This window comes from Paraburkholderia sp. SIMBA_054, assembly GCF_046534875.1.
Taxonomy (GTDB): domain Bacteria; phylum Pseudomonadota; class Gammaproteobacteria; order Burkholderiales; family Burkholderiaceae; genus Paraburkholderia; species Paraburkholderia hospita.
The window spans coordinates 1-20,296 of the sequence record NZ_JAWRXV010000037.1; the positions used below are offsets into that span (position 1 = coordinate 1).

The 20,296-nt window shown below is 62.7% G+C and carries 17 protein-coding genes and 1 pseudogene; 12 read left to right on the top strand and 6 right to left on the bottom strand.

Annotated elements, in window-relative coordinates; genetic code table 11:
* Positions 1–323 precede the first annotated feature (323 nt).
* Positions 324–1,586, bottom strand: a complete 1,263-nt coding sequence (locus tag SB822_RS34885; RefSeq protein ID WP_090838224.1) for an SGNH/GDSL hydrolase family protein — start codon at positions 1,584–1,586, stop codon at positions 324–326.
* A gap of 160 nt (positions 1,587–1,746) precedes the next feature.
* Here SB822_RS34885 and paaA point away from each other — a divergent pair, with 160 nt between their 5' ends.
* The 8 genes from paaA (at position 1,747) to SB822_RS34925 (ending at position 8,149) form a co-directional block, all read left to right on the top strand.
* Complete coding sequence (gene paaA / locus SB822_RS34890; RefSeq protein WP_007733490.1) at positions 1,747–2,745, top strand: 1,2-phenylacetyl-CoA epoxidase subunit PaaA; 999 nt, start codon at positions 1,747–1,749, stop codon at positions 2,743–2,745.
* Positions 2,746–2,775: 30 nt separating this feature from the next.
* Positions 2,776–3,060 carry a 1,2-phenylacetyl-CoA epoxidase subunit PaaB gene (paaB, locus tag SB822_RS34895; RefSeq protein ID WP_007733491.1) on the top strand — a complete coding sequence of 95 codons (285 nt, stop codon included), beginning with the start codon at positions 2,776–2,778 and terminating at the stop codon, positions 3,058–3,060.
* Positions 3,061–3,069: 9 nt separating this feature from the next.
* Positions 3,070–3,873: a 1,2-phenylacetyl-CoA epoxidase subunit PaaC gene (gene paaC / locus SB822_RS34900; RefSeq protein ID WP_009769933.1), complete on the top strand. Its 804-nt coding sequence runs from the start codon at positions 3,070–3,072 to the stop codon at positions 3,871–3,873.
* Positions 3,874–3,901: 28 nt separating this feature from the next.
* Complete coding sequence (gene paaD / locus SB822_RS34905; protein WP_009769934.1) at positions 3,902–4,465, top strand: 1,2-phenylacetyl-CoA epoxidase subunit PaaD; 564 nt, start codon at positions 3,902–3,904, stop codon at positions 4,463–4,465.
* Position 4,466: 1 nt separating this feature from the next.
* Positions 4,467–5,555: a 1,2-phenylacetyl-CoA epoxidase subunit PaaE gene (gene paaE, locus SB822_RS34910; protein ID WP_090838226.1), complete on the top strand. Its 1,089-nt coding sequence runs from the start codon at positions 4,467–4,469 to the stop codon at positions 5,553–5,555.
* A gap of 203 nt (positions 5,556–5,758) precedes the next feature.
* Positions 5,759–6,574 (top strand): DUF1835 domain-containing protein, encoded by an 816-nt coding sequence (locus SB822_RS34915; RefSeq protein ID WP_176133937.1) that lies wholly within the window; start codon positions 5,759–5,761, stop codon positions 6,572–6,574.
* Between the two features lie 17 nt (positions 6,575–6,591).
* On the top strand, positions 6,592–7,221 hold the full coding sequence (locus SB822_RS34920) for a TetR/AcrR family transcriptional regulator (protein ID WP_007733503.1): 630 nt from the start codon (positions 6,592–6,594) through the stop codon (positions 7,219–7,221).
* 262 nt (positions 7,222–7,483) lie between these two features.
* Positions 7,484–8,149 carry a GNAT family N-acetyltransferase gene (locus tag SB822_RS34925; protein WP_007733504.1) on the top strand — a complete coding sequence of 222 codons (666 nt, stop codon included), beginning with the start codon at positions 7,484–7,486 and terminating at the stop codon, positions 8,147–8,149.
* Between the two features lie 87 nt (positions 8,150–8,236).
* Here SB822_RS34925 and SB822_RS34930 read toward each other — a convergent pair whose 3' ends face one another.
* Positions 8,237–8,752, bottom strand: coding sequence for an Lrp/AsnC family transcriptional regulator (locus SB822_RS34930; RefSeq protein ID WP_079498816.1), 516 nt, complete (start codon positions 8,750–8,752; stop codon positions 8,237–8,239).
* Between the two features lie 150 nt (positions 8,753–8,902).
* Between SB822_RS34930 and hppD the strand changes: the two genes are divergently transcribed.
* Positions 8,903–10,000, top strand: coding sequence for a 4-hydroxyphenylpyruvate dioxygenase (gene hppD, locus SB822_RS34935; protein ID WP_009769937.1), 1,098 nt, complete (start codon positions 8,903–8,905; stop codon positions 9,998–10,000).
* Positions 10,001–10,152: 152 nt separating this feature from the next.
* On the opposite strand, the gene SB822_RS34940 is transcribed toward hppD, so the two are convergent.
* Positions 10,153–10,338: a hypothetical protein gene (locus SB822_RS34940; RefSeq protein ID WP_007733517.1), complete on the bottom strand. Its 186-nt coding sequence runs from the start codon at positions 10,336–10,338 to the stop codon at positions 10,153–10,155.
* A gap of 344 nt (positions 10,339–10,682) precedes the next feature.
* Between SB822_RS34940 and SB822_RS34945 the strand changes: the two genes are divergently transcribed.
* Complete coding sequence (locus SB822_RS34945) at positions 10,683–14,288, top strand: indolepyruvate ferredoxin oxidoreductase family protein (protein WP_090838230.1); 3,606 nt, start codon at positions 10,683–10,685, stop codon at positions 14,286–14,288.
* A 70-nt stretch (positions 14,289–14,358) separates the two neighbouring features.
* On the opposite strand, the gene SB822_RS34950 is transcribed toward SB822_RS34945, so the two are convergent.
* Together SB822_RS34950 and SB822_RS34955 are read right to left on the bottom strand one after the other, a co-directional pair.
* Entirely contained in the window at positions 14,359–16,644 is a 2,286-nt protein-coding gene (locus SB822_RS34950) for an NADP-dependent malic enzyme (RefSeq protein ID WP_090838231.1), read from the bottom strand.
* Between the two features lie 296 nt (positions 16,645–16,940).
* Positions 16,941–18,173, bottom strand: a complete 1,233-nt coding sequence (locus SB822_RS34955; RefSeq protein WP_090838233.1) for an MFS transporter — start codon at positions 18,171–18,173, stop codon at positions 16,941–16,943.
* A gap of 331 nt (positions 18,174–18,504) precedes the next feature.
* On the opposite strand from SB822_RS34955, the gene SB822_RS34960 reads away from it, so the two are divergent.
* Positions 18,505–19,191 (top strand): orotate phosphoribosyltransferase, encoded by a 687-nt coding sequence (locus SB822_RS34960; RefSeq protein ID WP_007730809.1) that lies wholly within the window; start codon positions 18,505–18,507, stop codon positions 19,189–19,191.
* 118 nt (positions 19,192–19,309) lie between these two features.
* Here SB822_RS34960 and SB822_RS34965 read toward each other — a convergent pair.
* Positions 19,310–19,513: pseudogene (locus SB822_RS34965) on the bottom strand (LuxR C-terminal-related transcriptional regulator); the annotation flags it as partial.
* Positions 19,514–19,668: 155 nt separating this feature from the next.
* Between SB822_RS34965 and SB822_RS34970 the strand changes: the two are divergent.
* Positions 19,669–20,295, top strand: coding sequence for a YbhB/YbcL family Raf kinase inhibitor-like protein (locus SB822_RS34970; protein WP_090838235.1), 627 nt, complete (start codon positions 19,669–19,671; stop codon positions 20,293–20,295).
* Position 20,296 lies beyond the last annotated feature (1 nt).

Sequence of the window (20,296 nt, forward strand, 5' to 3'; positions counted from 1 at the left end):
TCAGTGACCCGAAGATCACCGCGCGCCGCCATCGAGCACCCACACTTATCGGCTGTTGATTGTTAAAGAACATTCGCGGGAAGCGCCTTGCTTTCACCACGTTGCTGCGTCAGCAGCAGAGAAACGAGATTATGAAGAACCTTTTTCGCTTCGTCAACCGGTTTTTTTTAGCATCGCCTGAAAAACCCTGCTGACTTCACGACCGCGCCGTTTCTGCCGCGGCCCCGTTGCGTCGCACCCAACTCCGTGCTGCTCAACGAGGACGCGAATCTTAGGCCATCCCGCACCCCGTGACAAGGGTGTGACGCAAAGTTTTTTAAGGGTCACTTCAAACCGCCAACCACCGGCTGCAGCGGGATCGCGTCCGCCATCGCCGAATAGCCTGCGTCGCTGGGATGGATCTGGTCTCCACTGTCGAACGAGCGCCGCAGGCGCGTCGGATCGGTAGGGTCGCGCAGCGCGGCGTCAAAATCCACGACGCCATCGAATGCGTGGCTCGTCCGGATCCATTGATTCACCTCCGTGCGAATCGCCTCGCGCTGCGTCGGCAGCGCCGCCGGTGTCAATGTGGCGCCGAAAATCCGCACTCCGCGAGCATGCGCCGCCGCAATCACGCGCTTGTAGCCCGCGATCAGGCCATCCACCGTCACCTGCGTATGCGGAGCGTCGCAATCCAGGCCGCCATGCGCCGGCATCGCTGCGAAGTTGATGTCATTGATACCGATCAGCAGGATCACCGTCTTCACGCCCGGCTGAGCCAGCACGTCCCTCCCGAAGCGCGACGCGAGCGCGTCCCCGTAGCAACTCGAATCCGTCAACAGCCGGTTTCCACTGATCCCCAGATTGACGACCGCCACCGACTTGTCGCCGCCCTGCGCCACCCTTCGCGCCAGCGCATCCGGCCAGCGTCGGTTCTGATTCAGGCTCGAGCGCATCCCATCCGTAATCGAATCGCCGATCGCCGCAATCGTCGACGACGAAGGCGCCTCGACCTGCACGCCCGTTACCCACGCGAACTGCGTGATCCGCTGCCGGTAAGCGTCGGCGGAGGCGTCGCCGGCATGGTTGCCCGGAATCGACAGATAGTTGACCTGGCTCGACACGCGATGCCACGCGATCAATTTTTGCTCGCGCCCCATATAACTACTGACCGCGTACGGCACTCCGGCGGAGATCCCGACACGGACGGGATCGCTATCGATTTCTCCGCCCGGCGGCACGCTAACGGCCGACTTTCCGCCGAAAGTCACCCGCGCCTCCGTCCCAACCTGAACGGCCGAGCCGGCACCGGAGCGCGCGATCCGCAAATCTTCGATGACTAACGGCGCTTTCCCATACGCATTACTTATATGGATGCGCGCGACCTCGCCCGAAAGCGTCGGATACACGATCTGCCGAAGCGTCCGCCCCGCAACATCAGGCGCCCGGTACAGCGGAGGCGGATTGGATATTTGTGGAATCGGCTGGAGCGCGGTCGCCCAGGTGGTGACCCAAGGCGAGTTTTCGGCAGCAGAAACGGGAGCCGACACCAGCAGAAAGGAAGACAGAACCGCGCCACACACGACGGCGAGAGAACGAGTGGTCATTGCGACTGATCGGTGAAAAATGGTTGAGGACATAAGCCGCTCATTGTGCACGATTGCATAGTGCAAACCCCTACCGGCGTATCTCGAAAAATTTATTAACCGACCGGCCGGTTGGTTTATACTGCCGAACACACACTTACTCATGACGAGAGCGTTCGACATGTACACGCAATCCCTCGACATCCCCGGCAACGTCGCCCCGCTCGACGCGGCTGCCAGTTCGCCCGAGCAGGCCCGTTTCGACGCAGTCATGGCCGCCGACGGCAAGATCGAACCGCAAGACTGGATGCCCGACGCGTACCGCAAGACGCTGGTCCGTCAAATCTCACAGCACGCGCACTCGGAAATCGTCGGCATGCTGCCGGAAGGGAACTGGATCACGCGCGCGCCGAGCCTTAAGCGCAAGGCGATCCTGCTGGCCAAGGTGCAGGACGAAGGCGGCCACGGTCTCTATCTGTATAGCGCAGCTGAAACGCTCGGCGTGTCGCGCGACCAGATGATCGATGGGCTGCACTCCGGCAAGGCCAAGTATTCGAGCATCTTCAATTACCCGACGCCGACCTGGGCGGACGTCGGCGTGATCGGCTGGCTGGTCGACGGCGCGGCGATCATGAACCAGATTCCGCTGTGCCGCTGCACGTATGGTCCGTATGCACGAGCGATGATCCGTATCTGCAAGGAAGAGTCGTTCCATCAACGCCAGGGCTTCGACGCGTTGCTCGCGATGATGAAAGGCACCGACGCGCAGCGCGAGCTGGTCCAGCAGGCCGTGAACCGCTGGTGGTATCCCGTGCTGATGATGTTCGGCCCGAGCGACAAGGATTCCGTCCACAGCAACCAGTCGGCCAAGTGGGGCATCAAGCGCATCACGAACGACGACCTGCGTCAGAAATTCGTCGACGCGACCGTCGAGCAGGCGAAGGTACTGGGCGTCACGCTGCCGGATCCGAATCTGAAGTGGAACGAAGAACGCGCCCACTACGACTACAGCGACCTCGACTGGGATGAATTCTGGCGCGTCGTCAACGGCGACGGCCCGTGCAACAAGGAACGCCTCGCCACGCGCGTGAAGGCGCACAACGACGGTGCCTGGGTCCGCGAAGCCGCCCTCGCCCATGCCGAAAAACAGCGCCAGCGCGCGCAGCAACACGCCGCCTGAGTGGCGCCCCGAATCTGGAAGGAGATAGCGATGAACAAGGAATGGCCGATCTGGGAAGTCTTCGTGCGCAGCAAGCAGGGACTCGACCACAAGCATTGCGGCAGCCTGCACGCGTCGGACGCGTCGATGGCGCTGCGCATGGCGCGCGACGTCTACACGCGCCGGCAGGAAGGCGTGAGCATCTGGGTGGTGCCGTCGTCGGCGATCACGGCATCGGCGCCTGACGACAAGGCAGAACTGTTCGAACCGGCGGCGGACAAGATCTATCGCCATCCGACGTTCTATCAGCTGCCTGACGAAGTCAACCACATGTAAGCGCGCGTCATGACTATCACACCCCAACATCTCGCCTACGTGCTGCGCCTCGCCGACACCGCGCTGATCCTCGGTCAGCGCAACGCGGAATGGTGCGGCCACGGCCCGATTCTCGAAGAAGACATCGCGCTGTCGAACATGAGCCTCGACCTGGTCGGCCAGGCGCGCCTGCTGTACACGCACGCCGCCGATCTGGAAAAGACGCTGACTGGCAAAAGCCGCACGGAAGACGACTACGCGTTCTTCCGCGCCGAGCGCGAGTTCGCGAACTACACGCTTGCCGAGCTGCCGCATGTCGGGCCGCTCGCGGGCACGGCGCGCGCCGATAAAGACTACGCGGTCACGATCGTTCGCAACTTCCTGTACTCGACGCTGATGCTGCACGTGTGGTCGACCTTGACGGGTTCGTCGGACGAACAGCTGGCTGCCATTGCCGCCAAGTCGATTAAGGAAACGCAGTATCACGTGCATCACTCACACGAGTGGCTCGTGCGTTTCGGCGACGGCACGGACGAATCCCATGCCCGCGCACAAGCTGCGCTCGACTATCTGATGCCGTACACGCGCGAATTTTTCAGCGCGGACGCGACGGAAGACGCGATCGCCGCTGCCGGTGTCGGCCCGAAGACGTCCGAAATTGAAGCGGTGTGGCTCGAAGACGTGCGCGCCGCGCTCGACGAAGCGACGCTGAAACTGCCCGAGCCCGTCAAGCACATCACGACGGGCAAGTACGGCGAGCATTCGGAGCACATGGGCTTCCTGCTTGCCGAAATGCAAAGCCTCGCGCGCCAGCATCCAGGCGCAAGCTGGTAATCCGTCGATCCAACAGGTGAAACCCACGATGATGTCGACCGCTCAAACAGCCGCCGTGGCACCGGATCACGCGCTCGCCCAGGCGTGGGCCGTGCTCGAAGCCGTGCCTGACCCGGAAATCCCCGTCGTGTCGATCCGCGAACTGGGCATTTTGCGTGACGTGCGCCACGCTGCCGACGGCGCGCTCGAAGTCGTCATCACGCCGACTTACTCGGGTTGCCCGGCGATGTCGCAGATCGCGGAAGACATCGGCCATGCGCTCGATGCGGCGGGTTTCACGCCGTATCGCGTGGCAACCGTGCTCGCGCCCGCCTGGACCACCGACTGGATCACCGACGACGCCCGCGACAAGCTGCGCGCCTACGGCATCGCACCGCCAACGGGCAACTGTGGCAGCGGCGACGCCGGCGCGAACGTCGGACAGAAAGAGAAAGTGATCCGCTTCGTCCCGCGGTCGCTGCCCGCGCCCGCCTGCCCGCGTTGCGGCTCGAAGCACACGGAACGCCTCGCGCAATTCGGCTCGACAGCCTGCAAGGCGCTGTACCGCTGTGTCGACTGCCGCGAACCCTTCGACTATTTCAAACCGTACTGATATGGCCACCCCGCAATTTCATCCGCTGCGCATCCGGGAAGTGCGGCCCGAAACCGCCGATGCGGTCTCCGTCGCCTTCGAAATCCCCGTCGAACTGCGCGAGCAGTATCGCTTCACGCAGGGCCAGTTCGTCACGTTGAAGACGCACATCGACGGCGAGGAAACGCGCCGTTCGTATTCGATCTGCGTCGGCGTCACCGATTACGACCGCGATGGCGAGTTGCGCATCGGCATCAAGCGCGTGCGCGGCGGCCGCTTTTCGAACTTCGCGTTCGATACGCTGCAACCCGGCCACACGCTCGACGTGATGACGCCCGACGGCCGCTTCTTCACGCACCTGAACGCCGATCACGGCAAGCAGTACGTCGCGTTCTCGGGCGGCTCGGGCATCACGCCTGTGCTGGCCATCGTCAAGACGACGCTCGAAATCGAGCCGCGCAGCACGTTCACGCTGATCTACGGGAACCGCAGCGTCGATCAGATCATGTTCGCCGAAGAGCTCGAAGACCTGAAGAACCGGTTCATGAACCGCTTCGTGCTGTATCACGTGCTGTCCGACGATATCCAGGACGTCGAGCTGTTCAACGGCGTGCTTGACCAGGCAAAGTGCGAGTCGTTCCTTGAGACGCTCGTGCCTGTGGACTCGATCGACGAAGCCTTCATCTGCGGCCCCGGTCCGATGATGGACGCCGCCGAAGCCGCGCTGAACGCGGCGGGCGTGCCCCAGGCGAAGGTGCACGTCGAGCGTTTCGGCACGCCGCTGCCGCAGGCGGGCGTCCCCCTTGCAGAAATCACCGACGACACCCCCGCCGCCGATCTCGAAATCGTGCTCGACGGCAAAAAGCGCAAGCTGCGCCTGCCGTATCAGGGTTTGAGCGTGCTCGACGTCGGCCTGCGCGCCGGACTGGCGCTGCCGTATGCGTGCAAGGGCGGCGTCTGCTGCACCTGCCGCGCGAAGGTGCTCGAAGGCGAAGTGAAGATGGAAAAGAACTACACGCTGGAAGAGCACGAAATCCGCGACGGCTACGTGCTGACCTGCCAGTGCCATCCGATCAGCGACAAGGTCGTGGTTAGCTACGACGAACGTTGACGCCTGCATGGCGCAGTGCGCCATGCACCGAACGTGCGCATCGTCGCTTTCGGCACACACGCGATCCGCTTACACTAGGGGCCGCTCGTCAGGGGAAACGCATTCCTCGGACGGGCGGCCTTTTCCGTTACCTGACCGAACTGAGTGATCGAACTGCGCTTCGCATTGCGCTCAAAGCGCGCGCGAACCGCCCGTCAATGACCATGAGCACGATCCACATCGCGAACGGCGACGTCGCCGCCGATTCTCTGCGCAAGGCGCTCGACCAGGCGCGCCGGACGGATATCGTGCTGGCCTTACGCGACGATCTGGCCGTCGGCCCGTTGCATGGCATCGACGAAGCGCCGCAGGTACGCGCCGACTTCTGGGGAGGCGTCATCGGCGACACCACGCGCGATTTTCTCGCCGAGCTAGAACAGCAAGCGAACGAGCTGAAAGCGGTGGTCGACGATACGACGCATGTGGTCGTGTGGCACGGCCAGAGCGCCGCCGATCAGCTGACGCTGCGCCGCGTGTGCTTCCATCTGCGCGAGATGCCGCAGCGGCTCAACGAAGTGCGTCTGTCGATCGACGACCTGACGGGCGACGCAAGCGCCCCGCTACACCGCCCCGATCGCGCGACCTCAGTCGGCATGTTCGCGCCCGATCTGCTGCAAAAGCGCCTGCGCAGCGCCGCGCCGATTTCGGTGCTGCGCATTGGCAGGCTTGCGCTCGAATGGCAGGAAGTGAAAGTCGTCGACGCCGAGCTGCGCCGCTGGCACGACAACACCTTTACGACTGGCACGTTCGCCGAACTGGACGCGCTGATCTTCGAACACGCCGTCGAAGGCTGGCAGCCCGCCGGGCGCGCCGCCGCTTACGTGATGGCGGCGGATAACGGCTTGCTGGTCAGCGACAGCCTCGTGCTGTGGCGGCTGCGCGAACTCGCGGCCGCTGGCCAGTTGCAGTTGCGCGGCGACGCGAATGACTGGCGTTCTCTCGAAATGCACGTCACGCGCACAACCCTTTCTCCCATATAAGACCAACCAGAATAATCATGGCCCGTACACGAGCCCCAGACCATGAAAGCCAGCGTGACCAGATCCTCGATCTGGCCGCCGAAAAATTCGCTCAAACGAGCTATCCCAGCACGTCGATGGCCGATCTGGCTGCGGCGAGCGGCACGTCGAAAGCGCGCCTTTATCACTATTACGAGAGCAAGGAAGCGATTCTCTTCGACCTGCTCGACCGCTACACGAAGCGACTGATGCTGATCATCGCCGAGGTCGAAGGCGCGAGCCAGCGGCGCGGACTCACCGAACGCGAGACCTTCGCCGAGCTGATCCGCGCGTTCCTCTCCGAGTACGAGACGTCGCACAGTCGGCACGTCGCTCTGTTGAACGACGTCAAATATCTGGTCGAAGCGCAGCGCGAGATCATCCTGAACCGTCAGCGCGACGTGGTCGCCGCGTTCGCGCGGCAACTGGCGCGCGCGTACCCCGAGAGCGTGGCGCGCGAAAACCAGACCGCCCTCACGATGATGGTGTTCGGGATGATCAACTGGACGTTCACCTGGCTGAAGCCGGGCGGCCCGATGGGCTATCGGGAATTCGCGGAACAGGTGGTCGCGATGGTGGATCACGGGCTGGCCGCGAGTGCATCGGACGGTGGCGCTGGCGGTCGTTGAGGTCCGCGCCGCCACGCGCCCGGCCTCACATGGATGCTGTCATGCAGCAATTACCGTGCCGTCGTTGTGACAAGACGACGCAACCACGGCGCGCGACCGACTCATATATTTTTCTTAAAAATCAATAACATAGTACTCATCGCACATAATTTTAGACCCCACCCTCGGCTTGTATCAGGGTTTTCCCCAGTGCTACCTCGGGTTTTCCATTAGAATGCTTATTGCGGCGCATCATGCCGCATAGCTAAAAGGAGAACCCACCATGAATCTGCAAACTGTCCGCGCCGCCGAGCCGATCGTGGTCGATCGCTTGCTGAACGTCGCCGGCCGCTCGCCTGTTCTGATCCGGGAACTCAGCGAGAAAGACCGCGAGCGTCTGCTCGCTCACTTCCTCGAACTCGACGAAGACGATCGCCTGCTGCGCTTTGGTCAGGTCACGCCGGATCACGTCATCGAAAACTATGTTCGCATGCTGGATTTCAGCCGCGACACCGTGTTCGGCGTATTCGACCGTCAACTGCAACTAGTCGGCGCCGGCCATCTGGCGTATCTGCCGGCTGAAGGCGATACACGCACCGCTGAATTCGGCGTGTCGGTGTCGGAAAGCGTGCGCGGCCAGGGTATCGGCACGAAGCTCTTCGAGCGCGCCGCCATCCGCAGCCGCAACACGCACGTCACGACGCTGTACATCCACTGCCTGTCGCGCAACACGACGATGATGCACATCGCCAAGAAGGCGGGCATGAAGATCGAATACGCGTACGGCGAAGCGGACGCCTATCTGACGCTCACGCCCGCGGATCAGAACAGCATCATCTCGGAGATGCTGCAGGAGCAAGCCGCCGTGTTCGACTATGTGCTCAAGCGCCAGGCGCGCAACACGTCGAAGCTGATCGAGTCGTTCATTCCGACCGCGATCGCCGCGTAAGTTTCAGCGAAACGGAACATCCAGAAAGGGCGGCTCTTCACGGAGCCGCCCTTTTCTTTTGCCCAACGCGCCTGTCGCGCCCGTCGTTCAAAGCGGCAGCGCGGTCGTCTCCTTGAACTTCTCCAGCGAAAAGCTCGACTTCACGTCGATCACCGACGGATGCCGCAGCAACTGGTCCTGCACAAACCGCGAAAAGTGCGCCATGTCGCGCACCTGCACACGCAGCAGATAGTCCATATCGCCCGTCATCGCGTAGCACGCGACCACCTCCGGCCATCCCTGCACCGCCACGCGAAACAGTTCCGAATGCGTCGCGCCCGCACGCCCCGGCGTGCCGTCGGCGCGTGCGCTGAGAGCCGGGCCGCCGCGCTTTTCTAGCCGCACGTTGACGTAGGCGAGCAGATCGAGCCCGAGCATCTGCGAATCCAGCAGCGCGACATAACCGCGAATCACGCCGGTTTCCTCCAGCCTGCGGATGCGCCGCAAGCACGGACTCGGCGACAGGTTCACCCGCTCGGCGATCTCCTGATTCGACAGCCGCCCGTTTTCCTGAAGAATCGCGAGAATGCGCCGGTCGATCACGTCTATCTCAATTTGAGCCATGTTCTGCCATCCGAGGCGTATTACGCGCCAGAAAATAGCCCGAGCGTAGTGTTCCTCGAATAATTTCGCAAGTTTTCTTCCTGAGGCGGCAACTACACTGTTCTTCATCAGATCGCGCGACGCGCCCCGCACACAGTCGAGGAGACAGACATGAAGGTTTCTACCTGGGAGAATCCCGTCGGCACCGACGGCTTCGAGTTCATCGAATACACCGCGCCGGACCCCGTCGCGCTCGGCAAGCTGTTCGAGAGCATGGGCTTCACGGCAATCGCGAAGCATCGCCACAAGAACGTGACGCTGTACCGTCAGGGCGAGATCAACTTCATCGTCAATGGCGAGCCCGACTCGTTTGCGCAGCGCTTCGCACGTTTGCACGGCCCTTCGATCTGCGCGATCGCGTTCCGCGTGCAGGACGCGGCAAAGGCGTACCAGCGCGCGCTCGAACTCGGCGCATGGGGCTTCGACAACAAGACGGGCCCGATGGAGCTGAACATTCCGGCCATCAAGGGGATTGGCGATTCACTGATCTATTTCGTCGACCGCTGGCGCGGCAAGAACGGCGCGGCGCCGAACAGCATCGGCGACATCGGCATTTATGACGTCGACTTCGAGCCGATTCCAGGCGCGAACCCGAATCCCGTCGGCAACGGCCTCACCTATATCGATCACCTGACGCATAACGTCCATCGCGGACGCATGCAGGAATGGGCCGAGTTCTACGAGCGGCTGTTCAATTTCCGCGAAGTGCGCTACTTCGATATCGAAGGCAAGGTAACGGGCGTCAAGTCGAAGGCGATGACGTCGCCGTGCGGCAAGATCCGCATTCCGATCAATGAGGAAGGTTCGGAAACGGCGGGCCAGATCCAGGAATATCTCGACGCGTATCGCGGCGAAGGCATTCAGCACATCGCGCTCGGCACGGACGATATCTACCGCACGGTAGACGGGTTGCGCGCGTCGAACATCTCGCTGCTCGACACGATCGACACCTACTACGAACTCGTCGACCGCCGCGTGCCGAATCACGGTGAACCGCTGGACGAACTGCGCAAGCGCAAGATTCTGATCGACGGCGAACACGACGACCTGCTGCTGCAGATCTTCACCGAGAACCAGATCGGACCGATCTTCTTCGAGATCATCCAGCGCAAGGGCAACCAGGGTTTCGGCGAGGGTAACTTCAAGGCGCTGTTCGAATCGATCGAACTGGATCAGATTCGTCGCGGTGTCGTGCAGGACAAGACCTGACCCGCTGCGAAAGAGTTAGCGCCAAATAAGAAAAGGCGAGGAATCGTATGATCCTCGCCTTTTCGCATTTTGGAACCGGCTTTTCTCTCCCTCAACCGGCTCTCATCTGTTCATACGCCGCGGATGATCAGCCGATCACCCGCCAGAGCGCGTCAGCCACGCTGCTCCGTGTCGTCGGACTCGCGCCGCTGGTTCACGGCGACCGTCGTCGCGGCGACCTGCGTGGTGCGCGTGACGGCATTTGCGAGCGCATTGGCGCTGTTCGGGCGCATCGGCGCGCTCATCGCGAAGAATGCTGCCGAGACCATCAGGAAGGTCTGGATGTGTCTTGTGTTCATGCGTACTCCTTTTTCGACTGCACAGCGAAGCTCCGCCGCATGCGGAACGTTGCGATTCATGCAGATGGGGAGTTTAGACCGACATTTCAAGCCCAGTTCCGCACGTTGCAAGCTTTTACACCCTGTAACAGCGGCAAACGAAAAAGCTCGCACGCGGTCATACGGATGACATTTCGTTCGTGACCCGTCCCGCACCGTGGTGTTTCCGACGATAGGCGGCGGGTTTTCACCAGTGCTACCATCGAACGAAAGCCGTCAACATGGCGACCCCGGCCGAAGCATTCACAAGATGCCGAGGCCAAGCAGGTTTTGGTGATCCCAAACTGGGTGGAGGAGTACACATAATGAATGCCCCGCTAGACGCCGGTCAGCGAGCCTCGCTCGAAGCCGCGCTGACTTCCGTCACGCTCGACGACAAATACACGCTTGAACGCGGCCGCGCGTACATGAGCGGCATCCAGGCGCTGGTCCGCCTGCCGATGCTGCAACAGGAACGCGACCAGGCCGCCGGGCTCAATACAGCCGGGTTCATCTCGGGCTATCGCGGATCGCCGCTCGGCGGTCTCGACCTGTCGCTGTGGAAGGCGAAGAAGCATCTCGCCGCGCACCAGGTCGTGTTCCAGCCAGGCGTCAACGAAGACCTCGCCGCCACCGCCGTGTGGGGCTCGCAGCAGGTCAACCTCTATCCCAGCGCCAAATACGACGGCGTGTTCTCGATGTGGTACGGCAAGGGTCCCGGCGTCGACCGTTCGGGCGACGTGTTCAAGCACGGCAACTCGGCCGGTTCGTCGCCACATGGCGGCGTCCTCGTGCTCGCCGGCGACGATCACGCCGCCAAGTCGTCGACGCTCGCGCACCAGTCCGAACATCTGTTCAAGGCATGCGGCCTGCCCGTGCTGTTTCCGTCGAACGTGCAGGAATATCTCGACTTCGGCCTGCACGGCTGGGCGATGAGCCGTTACTCCGGCCTGTGGGTCGCGATGAAGTGCGTGACCGACGTGGTTGAATCATCGGCTTCCGTCGATATCGATCCGCACCGCACGCAAATCATCCTGCCGACCGACTTCGCGATGCCCGAAGGCGGCCTAAACATTCGCTGGCCCGATCCGCCGCTCGTGCAGGAAGCGCGTCTGCTCGACTACAAGTGGTACGCCGCGCTCGCCTATGTGCGCGCGAACAAGCTCGACCGCGTCGAGATCGATTCGCCGCACGCGCGCTTCGGCATCATGACGGGCGGCAAGGCGTATCTCGACGTGCGACAGGCGCTGACCGATCTAGGCCTCGACGACGAAACATGCTCGCGCATCGGCATTCGGCTATACAAGGTCGGCTGCGTGTGGCCGCTCGAAGCGCAAGGCGCGCAAGCTTTTGCGCGTGGCCTCGAAGAAATTCTGGTGGTCGAAGAGAAGCGCCAGATTCTCGAATACGCGATCAAGGAAGAGCTGTACAACTGGCCCGACGCGCAGCGTCCGCGTGTGTTCGGCAAGTTCGACGAGAAGGACGGCGCAGGCGGCGAATGGTCGGTGCCGATGGGCAACTGGCTGCTGCCCGCGCACTATGAACTCTCGCCCGCGCTGATCGCGAAGGCGATTGCAACGCGGCTCGACAAGTTCGACCTGCCGTCCGACGTGCGCGCGCGCATCGCCACGCGCGTCGCGGTAATTGAAGCGAAGGAAAAGGCGCTCGCGCGCCCGCGCGTTCAGGCGGAGCGCAAGCCGTGGTTCTGCTCCGGCTGTCCGCACAACACGTCGACGAATGTGCCCGAAGGCTCGCGCGCGATGGCGGGCATCGGCTGCCATTACATGACCGTGTGGATGGACCGCAGCACCAGCACGTTCAGCCAGATGGGCGGCGAAGGCGTCGCGTGGGTCGGCCAGGCGCCGTTCACCAACGACAAGCACGTGTTCGCCAACCTGGGTGACGGCACGTACTTCCATTCGGGCCTGCTCGCGATTCGCGCGGCGATCGCGTCGAAGGCGAACATCACGTACAAGATTCTCTACAACGACGCCGTCGCGATGACGGGCGGCCAGCCCGTCGACGGCGTGCTGACGGTGCCGCAGATCACACATCAGCTCGCCGCCGAAGGCGCGAAGAAGATCGTGATCGTCACCGATGAGCCGGAGAAGTACAACGCGAACGTCGGTCTTGCGCCCGGTATCACGATTCATCATCGCGACCAGCTTGACGACGTACAGCGCGAACTGCGCGAGATCGAAGGCACGACGATCCTGATCTACGACCAGACTTGCGCGACCGAGAAGCGCCGCCGTCGGAAACGCGGCGCCTATCCCGATCCGGCGAAGCGCGTCGTCATCAACGAAGCGGTCTGTGAAGGCTGCGGCGATTGCTCGGTGCAGTCGAACTGCCTGTCCGTCGAGCCGCTCGAAACCGAGTACGGCACGAAGCGGCAGATCAACCAGTCGACCTGCAACAAGGACTACTCGTGTCTGAAGGGCTTCTGCCCGAGCTTCGTGACGGTCGAAGGCGGGCAATTGCGCAAGCCGCAGGCGTCGGGTGTCGCGGGCGACGCGATGCCGCCCGTTCCCGATCCCGAAGTCCCCGCCATCGCGAAGCCGTATGGCGTGCTGGTGACGGGCGTCGGCGGCACGGGTGTCGTGACGATCGGCGCGCTGCTCGGCATGGCTGCGCACCTCGAAAGCAAGGGTGTCACCGTGCTCGACGTGACGGGCCTCGCGCAAAAGGGCGGCGCCGTGATGAGCCACGTGCAGATCGCGAACCAGCCCGCCGACATCCACGCGACGCGTATCGCGATGGGCGAAGCGAGTCTGGTGATCGGCTGTGATTCGCTCGTGACGGCCAGCGACGAATGCGTGTCGCGGATGCAGGCCGGTCAAACGCACGTCGTGCTGAACAGCGCGCCGACGCCGACCGCGGAGTTCATCAAGAACCCGAACTGGCGCTTCCCCGGCGCAAGCGCCGATGCGGACGTGCGCGCGGCAGCGGGCGACGAGCAAGTCGCCGCCGTCGACGCGAATCACTTCGCGGTTGCGCTACTCGGCGACGCGATCTACACGAACCCGTTCGTGCTCGGCTACGCATGGCAGAAGGGTTGGCTGCCGCTCACGCACGAGTCGCTGGTTCGCGCGATCGAGCTGAACGCAGTGCAGGTCGAGAAGAATCTCGCGGCGTTCGAATGGGGCCGCCGCGCGGCTCACGATCTGGCTGCCGTGCGCAAGCTCGCGCAGATGCAAGATCGTTTCGATGACGGCAACACGGCGAATGCCGCGAGCAGCAAGATCGTTTCACTGCATACGCCGAAGGCGCTCGATACGCTGATCGACAAGCGCGCACAGTATCTCGTCGAGTATCAGAACGAAGCGTACGCGACGCGTTACCGCAAGCTGATCGAAACAGTGCGCGCCGCCGAAACGAAGCTCGATGCCGCTGACGGCCAGATGCTGTTGACGGAAGCCGTCGCGAAGAATCTGCACAAGCTGATGGCGTACAAGGACGAGTACGAAGTGGCGCGTCTCTATTCGGACCCGGCGTTCGTCGAGAAGCTGAAGTCGAATTTCGAGGGCGACTGGAAGCTCAAGTTCCACCTCGCGCCGCCGGCCACGTCGAAGAAGGACGCGCATGGGCATCTGGTGAAGAAGCAGTACGGTCCGTGGATGCTCAACGCGATGCACGTGCTCGCGAAGATGAAGTTTCTGCGCGGCACGGCGCTCGATGTGTTCGGCAAGACGGAAGAGCGTCGCACCGAACGGGCGCTGATCGTCGAGTATGAGACGCTGGTGCATGAACTGGTCGGCGGGCTGACCGCGGAGAAGCGTGCGCTGGCTGTCGAGCTGGCGAATCTGCCGGATGGGATTCGCGGCTACGGCCACGTCAAGGAAAACAACCTGAAGGGCGTGCGGGCGAAGTGGACGTCGTTGCTCGCGAAGTGGCGCGCGCCGATGGGTGGGGTTGAGCGGCACGTAGCATAACGTTCTGCCACTCCCGAAGTACAAAGGGCACCTCGCGGTGCCCTTTTTTCATCGTATCAACGAACGAAGCTTACTTCGCGACGTTGCGCTCCACGTTGGCATTCGCCGAAGCGACAGCCGTCATGTTGATGATCCGGCGCACCGTCGCGGCCGGCGTCAGGATGTGCACCGGCTTGGCCGCGCCGAGCAGGAACGGACCGACCGTCACGCCTTCGCCGCCGATCATCTTCAGCAGGTTGTACGTGATGTTCGCCGCTTCGACGTTCGGCATGATCAGCAGGTTCGCTTCGCCCGTCAGCGTCGTGCCGGGGAACGCGGCCTTGCGCACCGCTTCCGACAGCGCGGCGTCGCCGTGCATTTCGCCGTCCACTTCGAGATGCGGCGCGCGTTCGGCGATCAGCTTGCGCGCAGCCGCCATGCGTGCCGAAGACGACGACGGGACGCTGCCGAAGTTCGAGTTCGACAGCAACGCGACCTTCGGAACGATCCCGAACTTCTCGATTTCACCCGCGGCGAGGATCGTCATGTCGGCGAGCTGTTCGGCCGTCGGCACTTCGTTCACGTACGTGTCGCTGATGAAGAGATTGCGGCCCGGCAGCATCAACAGATTCATCGCGGCAAAGTTGTCCACCTTCTCCGCCTTGCCCAGCACCTGCTCGACGAACTTCAGATGCTCGTGATACGTGTCGATCAGACCGCAGATCATGCCGTCCGCGTCGCCGAGATGCACGAGAATCGCGCCGATCAGCGTGTTGAACTTGCGCATCGCTGCCTTCGCGACTTCCGGCGTGACGCCCTCGCGCGCGCCGATCTCGTGATACGCCTGCCAGCTCTTCTGATAACGCGGATCGTCTTCCGGATTGACGATCTCGACATCCTCGCCGCACTTGAGCTTCGAGCCCATCTTCTTCAGACGCATCTCGATCACGCTCGGGCGGCCCACGAGAATCGGCTTCGCGATCTTCTCGAGCAGCACGAATTGCGCAGCGCGCAACACGCGATCGTCCTCACCTTCCGCGAACACGATGCGCGCCGGTTGCGCCTTCGCTGCCGCGAACACCGGGCGCATCACCATGCCCGTGCGGTAGACGGTTGCGCCGAGCTGCTCACGGTACGCGTCCATGTCCTGAATCGGACGCGTCGCGACGCCCGAGTCCATCGCGGCCTGCGCAACGGCGGGCGCGATCTTGATGATCAGACGCGGATCGAACGGCTTCGGAATCAGATAGTCGGGGCCGAATTCGAGCGAGTGACCTTCGTACGCCTTCGCGACTTCATCGCCCTGATCGGTTTCTTCCGCGAGTTCAGCGATCGCGCGCACGCACGCGAGCTTCATTTCTTCCGTAATCGTCGTCGCGCCGACGTCGAGCGCGCCGCGGAAGATGAACGGGAAGCACAGCACGTTGTTGACCTGATTCGGATAGTCCGAACGGCCCGTCGCGACGATGCAGTCCGGGCGCACCTTCTTCGCTTCTTCGGGGCGGATTTCCGGCTCCGGGTTCGCGAGCGCGAGGATCAGCGGCTGCGTGCCCATCTCCTTGACCATCTCCGGCTTCAGCACGCCCGCGCTCGAGCAGCCGAGGAATACGTCCGCGCCCTTGATGGCGTCAGCCAGCGTGCGCGCTTCGGTGTTCGCTGCGTAGCGTTCCTTCGACGGGTCCAGGTTGCCGCGGCCTTCGTAGATCACGCCCTTCGAATCGACGACAAGCACGTTCTTCTTCGACAGGCCCAGATTCACGAGCAGGTCCAGACAGGCGATCGCCGCCGCGCCCGCACCCGAGCATACCAGCGTGACCTCTTCGAGCTTCTTGCCGACCACTTTCAGGCCGTTGAGAATCGCCGCCGACGCGATGATCGCCGTGCCGTGCTGGTCGTCGTGGAAAACGGGAATCTTCATGCGCTCGCGCAGCTTCTTCTCGATGTAGAAGCATTCGGGCGCCTTGATGTCTTCGAGGTTGATGCCGCCGAGCGTCGGCTCCAGCATCGCGATCGCGTCGACGAGTTTGTCGGGATCGGACTCGTTCAGCTCGATATCGAACACGTCGATGCCGGCGAACTTCTTGAAGAGACAGCCCTTGCCTTCCATCACCGGCTTCGCGGCGAGCGGCCCGATGTTGCCGAGACCCAGCACGGCCGTGCCGTTCGTGATCACGCCGACCAGGTTGCCGCGCGACGTGTACTTCTGCGCGTCGAGCGGCTCGTCGAAGATGGCCATGCACGCGGCTGCGACACCCGGCGAATACGCCAGCGACAGGTCCAGCTGGTTCGAAAGCGGCTTGGTCGGGGTGACCGAAATCTTGCCGGGTTTCGGGTTCTGGTGATATGCGAGAGCGCTTTGCTTCAGTTGTTCGTCCATTTTCTAACCTGCGAGACGTTGATAATTGGGCCCGGCTCAATGTCACGTGCTGCGCTGGCCAAGGTCGACGGGTTGCTCGACGGCGGCGATTCTCGCGTGCGCCGGTTGGGCGCGGCGTCAAACCTCAGCGGAAAGCAAACGACGCTGAGCTTTTTCGGGTCGACCAGTGTACACCCCGGATGCGACGGTTCGGGGTAGGTTTTGTACCGGATGGATAAGCCAAAACCGCGCCAGCGCTTGCTGCAGCGCGACATGGAAACACTTCCACCCCGCCCGCCGCCGCACGGCGGCAAGGCTCATTCGAGCGTTGCGCCGCGGCGTTCCGGGATCAAAAAGAGCGTGGCGAGAATGTCGAGGAGATAGATCGAAGCGAGCACGCCGAGCGCCGTCGCGAATGAAAACCGCGCGGCCAGCGCGCCGACGGCAACCGGCCCGAACCCGCCAACCGCGCGGCCGATGTTGAACAACACATTTTGCGCGGTGGCGCGGGCATCGGTCGGATACAGCTCAGAGATCAACGCGCCATAGCCGCCAATCATCCCGTTCACGAACATGCCCATCACTGCGCCGCCAATCAGCAGCGCGAATGGCGTGCTCAGTTGCGAGTAGACGAACACCATCACCACGGCGCCCGCCTGGTAGAACAGGAACGCGGGCTTGCGGCCGAAACGGTCGGCCGCGACGCCGAACAGCCAGATGCCGGCGGCCATGCCGAGCACCGTGACGGCCGTCCATAAGCCGGAGCGCGTCAGCGAATAGCCGAAGGTTTTCGACAGATAAGTGGGTAGCCAGATCATCAGGCCGTAATAGCCGAAGTTTTGCACCGAGCACAGAATCACGACGCCCACGCTTGCGCGGATCGTGCGGGCGTCGGCGACGAGCAGTTTCATCGGCGCCTTGCGCATGCCGCGCGCGACGCGCTCGGTGAAGAGCGCCGGTTCCTCGACGCGCCGCCGCACGAAAAACGACACGACGGCGGGCAGCAGCCCGAGCGCGAACATCCCGCGCCAGCCGATCACGGGCAGCAGTAACGGCGTAAGCAGCGCCGCCGCCAGCACACCCAGCTGCCAGCCAAGCCCGACATACGACGACACGCGCGCCCGCTGTGCCGCTGGCCAAGCTTCCGCAACGAGCGTCATGCCGATGCCGAACTCGCCGCCCAGCCCGATGCCCGCGATCGTCCGGTACGCGAGCAGATCGCCGTAACCTTGTGCAAGCGCGCACAGGCCCGTGAAGACCGCGAAGATGAGAATCGTCCACGTGAGCATGCGCACGCGTCCGAAGTAGTCGCTCAAGACGCCGAAAATCACGCCGCCCGCGACCGCGCCGACCAGCGTCCATGTCACCAGCGACCCGGCTTGCGTCGATGAAAGGTGCAGGTCGGCAGCGATGACGGGCAGCATGAAGCCGAGAATCAGCAGGTCGAAGCCGTCCATCGCGTAGCCGAGCACCGACGCGATCAGCGCGCGCGCCGCATAGCCGGGACGGGCGTCCTGCGCGGCCTGAGTCGTAGAAGGGGCGATGTTCATGAGCGGCAACCTTGCAGCAGACGTGAGCAGAAGGCCATCCGAAGGCCGTCTGGGATAATTTGCCGTGAGTGTAAAGGCGCCAGATTGGTGTCACAACCTGGCCAGAATGCATAGGCGAAACGCACGTCCGGCTGCCGCGCCTACCCGCTTTCGCCGCCTTCCGCCCTGGGAACAGTCCGAATCGGGTAAAATATTGGGCTACGCGCGCAGCAAACCGGCCTGTTTCTCAACTCGTCCGGCATGTTTCGCCCACCAGGCGCGAAACGTTCGCCTGCTGCGCCACAGGGCCCCGCGCCCGCCCTCCAAGCTCATCACACCGAAGGATTCGCCCATGACAGGCTTCGATCGCCAGACGATCTCCGACACGACCGCCAAAATGCTGCTGGAAGTCCAGGCAGTGCATTTCAACGCGGAAAAACCGTACATCTTCACTTCCGGCTGGGCGAGCCCGGTATATATCGACTGCCGCAAGTTGATTTCGTATCCGCGCGTGCGCCGTGGCCTGATGGAAATGGCAGAAGCGACGATTCTGCGCGACGTCGGCTACGAGCAGATCGACGCCGTCGCCGGCGGTGAAACAGCGGGCATTCCGTTCGCTGCCTGGCTGTCGGACCGCCTGATGGTGCCGATGCAATACGTGCGCAAGAAGCCGAAGGGTTTCGGCCGCAATGCACAGATCGAAGGTCTGTTGACGGAAGGTCAGCGCGTGCTGCTGGTCGAAGATCTGACCACCGACAGCCGCAGCAAGATCAACTTCATCAACGCGCTGCGCACGGCGGGCGCGCAGGTGAACCATTGCTTCGTGCTGTTCCACTACAACATCTTCAAGGAAAGCGTGTCGGTTCTGAAGGATATCGACGTCGATCTGCACGCGCTTGCCACGTGGTGGGACGTGCTGCGCGTCGCGAAGGAACAGGGCTACTTCGAAACGAAGACGCTCGATGAAGTCGAGAAATTCCTGCACGCGCCTGCCGAGTGGTCGGCAGCGCACGGCGGCGCAACGGCGGCACCGCAATAAGCGAGCAGCCTGATTCAGCGAGCATACGAAAACGCCGCCTGTCTTAAGGACAGGCGGCGTTTTTATTTGATCCGTTTTCCCGATTTGAGAATCCGACAGCCAGCTTCTGAGATCGCGCTTAGGAACTTCCCTGCGAAGGGCTGCTGCCGGTATCCAGCTCGCCCGGCGCATACGACGACAGATTCATCAAGCCATTACTCTGCGCGTACTGAAAGAGTTCGGAATCCCTTTCGAGTCCGAGCTTGCGCATCGCGGTGTTCTTTTGCGTGCTGATCGTCTTAATGCTGCGGTTCAGTTGCTCAGAAATTTCCTTGATGGCCAGCGACTATAGCTGATTTCGCGCCGTACTGGCCCCTCGCAAAGCACAAATGGCCTCATAAGATGTAATGTTAGACTCGATTTGTCCCTTGGGCACAAAAAAGGACAACAATCCCTCGTAAGGACATTTCTTTACGAGCCTGACAGGAGATTCGGCACATGCACTTGCGTTGCCCGGTCGTTCCGCCCCCGTCGTCTCGTTCGTGCCGTTCGTTGCTGCCGTTTCTGTTTGTCGAGCGATCGCGCGTTGCTACGCTCATCGTTTTTTCATTCGCACTTCATGCGGGCGCGGCCTCTGCCGACACCGCGTTCACCGTGACGAGCGCCAACCTTCGCACAGGCGGCACGGTCGACAACGCGCAGGTGTTCGACCGCGGCGACTGCAAAGGCCTTAACCGCTCGCCGCAACTGAACTGGCACAACCCGCCCGACGGCACGCGCAGCTTCGCAGTCACCATGTTCGACCCCGATTCGCCCGGACGCGGCTGGTGGCATTGGGCCGTCGTCGGTATTCCTGCCAACGTCGACCGGCTGCCGGAAAACGCGAGCGCGTCCGGCTTTCTTAAGAATCTCGGCGCCGTCGAGGCGCGCAACGACTTCGACGTCGACGGCTATGGCGGGCCCTGCCCGCCGCCCGGCAAGCCGCATCGCTACGTGATCACCGTGTACGCGCTGAACACGTCGAACCTCAGGCTCGCGCAAGGACGGCCGTCGCTGATGTTCGACCACGAGATCAGCACGGCAACGCTCGGCTACGCACGCATGACCGTCACCTACGGCCGCTAGT

What these genes read in the sequence shown, in the direction of transcription:
- SB822_RS34885 (WP_090838224.1), bottom strand. Translation starts at nt 1,586, where the DNA reads ATGACCACTCGTTCTCTCGCCGTCGTGTGTGGCGCGGTTCTGTCTTCC.
- paaA (WP_007733490.1), top strand. Translation starts at nt 1,747, where the DNA reads ATGTACACGCAATCCCTCGACATCCCCGGCAACGTCGCCCCGCTCGAC.
- paaB (WP_007733491.1), top strand. Translation starts at nt 2,776, where the DNA reads ATGAACAAGGAATGGCCGATCTGGGAAGTCTTCGTGCGCAGCAAGCAG.
- paaC (WP_009769933.1), top strand. Translation starts at nt 3,070, where the DNA reads ATGACTATCACACCCCAACATCTCGCCTACGTGCTGCGCCTCGCCGAC.
- paaD (WP_009769934.1), top strand. Translation starts at nt 3,902, where the DNA reads ATGATGTCGACCGCTCAAACAGCCGCCGTGGCACCGGATCACGCGCTC.
- paaE (WP_090838226.1), top strand. Translation starts at nt 4,467, where the DNA reads ATGGCCACCCCGCAATTTCATCCGCTGCGCATCCGGGAAGTGCGGCCC.
- SB822_RS34915 (WP_176133937.1), top strand. Translation starts at nt 5,759, where the DNA reads ATGAGCACGATCCACATCGCGAACGGCGACGTCGCCGCCGATTCTCTG.
- SB822_RS34920 (WP_007733503.1), top strand. Translation starts at nt 6,592, where the DNA reads ATGGCCCGTACACGAGCCCCAGACCATGAAAGCCAGCGTGACCAGATC.
- SB822_RS34925 (WP_007733504.1), top strand. Translation starts at nt 7,484, where the DNA reads ATGAATCTGCAAACTGTCCGCGCCGCCGAGCCGATCGTGGTCGATCGC.
- SB822_RS34930 (WP_079498816.1), bottom strand. Translation starts at nt 8,752, where the DNA reads ATGGCTCAAATTGAGATAGACGTGATCGACCGGCGCATTCTCGCGATT.
- hppD (WP_009769937.1), top strand. Translation starts at nt 8,903, where the DNA reads ATGAAGGTTTCTACCTGGGAGAATCCCGTCGGCACCGACGGCTTCGAG.
- SB822_RS34940 (WP_007733517.1), bottom strand. Translation starts at nt 10,338, where the DNA reads ATGAACACAAGACACATCCAGACCTTCCTGATGGTCTCGGCAGCATTC.
- SB822_RS34945 (WP_090838230.1), top strand. Translation starts at nt 10,683, where the DNA reads ATGAATGCCCCGCTAGACGCCGGTCAGCGAGCCTCGCTCGAAGCCGCG.
- SB822_RS34950 (WP_090838231.1), bottom strand. Translation starts at nt 16,644, where the DNA reads ATGGACGAACAACTGAAGCAAAGCGCTCTCGCATATCACCAGAACCCG.
- SB822_RS34955 (WP_090838233.1), bottom strand. Translation starts at nt 18,173, where the DNA reads ATGAACATCGCCCCTTCTACGACTCAGGCCGCGCAGGACGCCCGTCCC.
- SB822_RS34960 (WP_007730809.1), top strand. Translation starts at nt 18,505, where the DNA reads ATGACAGGCTTCGATCGCCAGACGATCTCCGACACGACCGCCAAAATG.
- SB822_RS34970 (WP_090838235.1), top strand. Translation starts at nt 19,669, where the DNA reads ATGCACTTGCGTTGCCCGGTCGTTCCGCCCCCGTCGTCTCGTTCGTGC.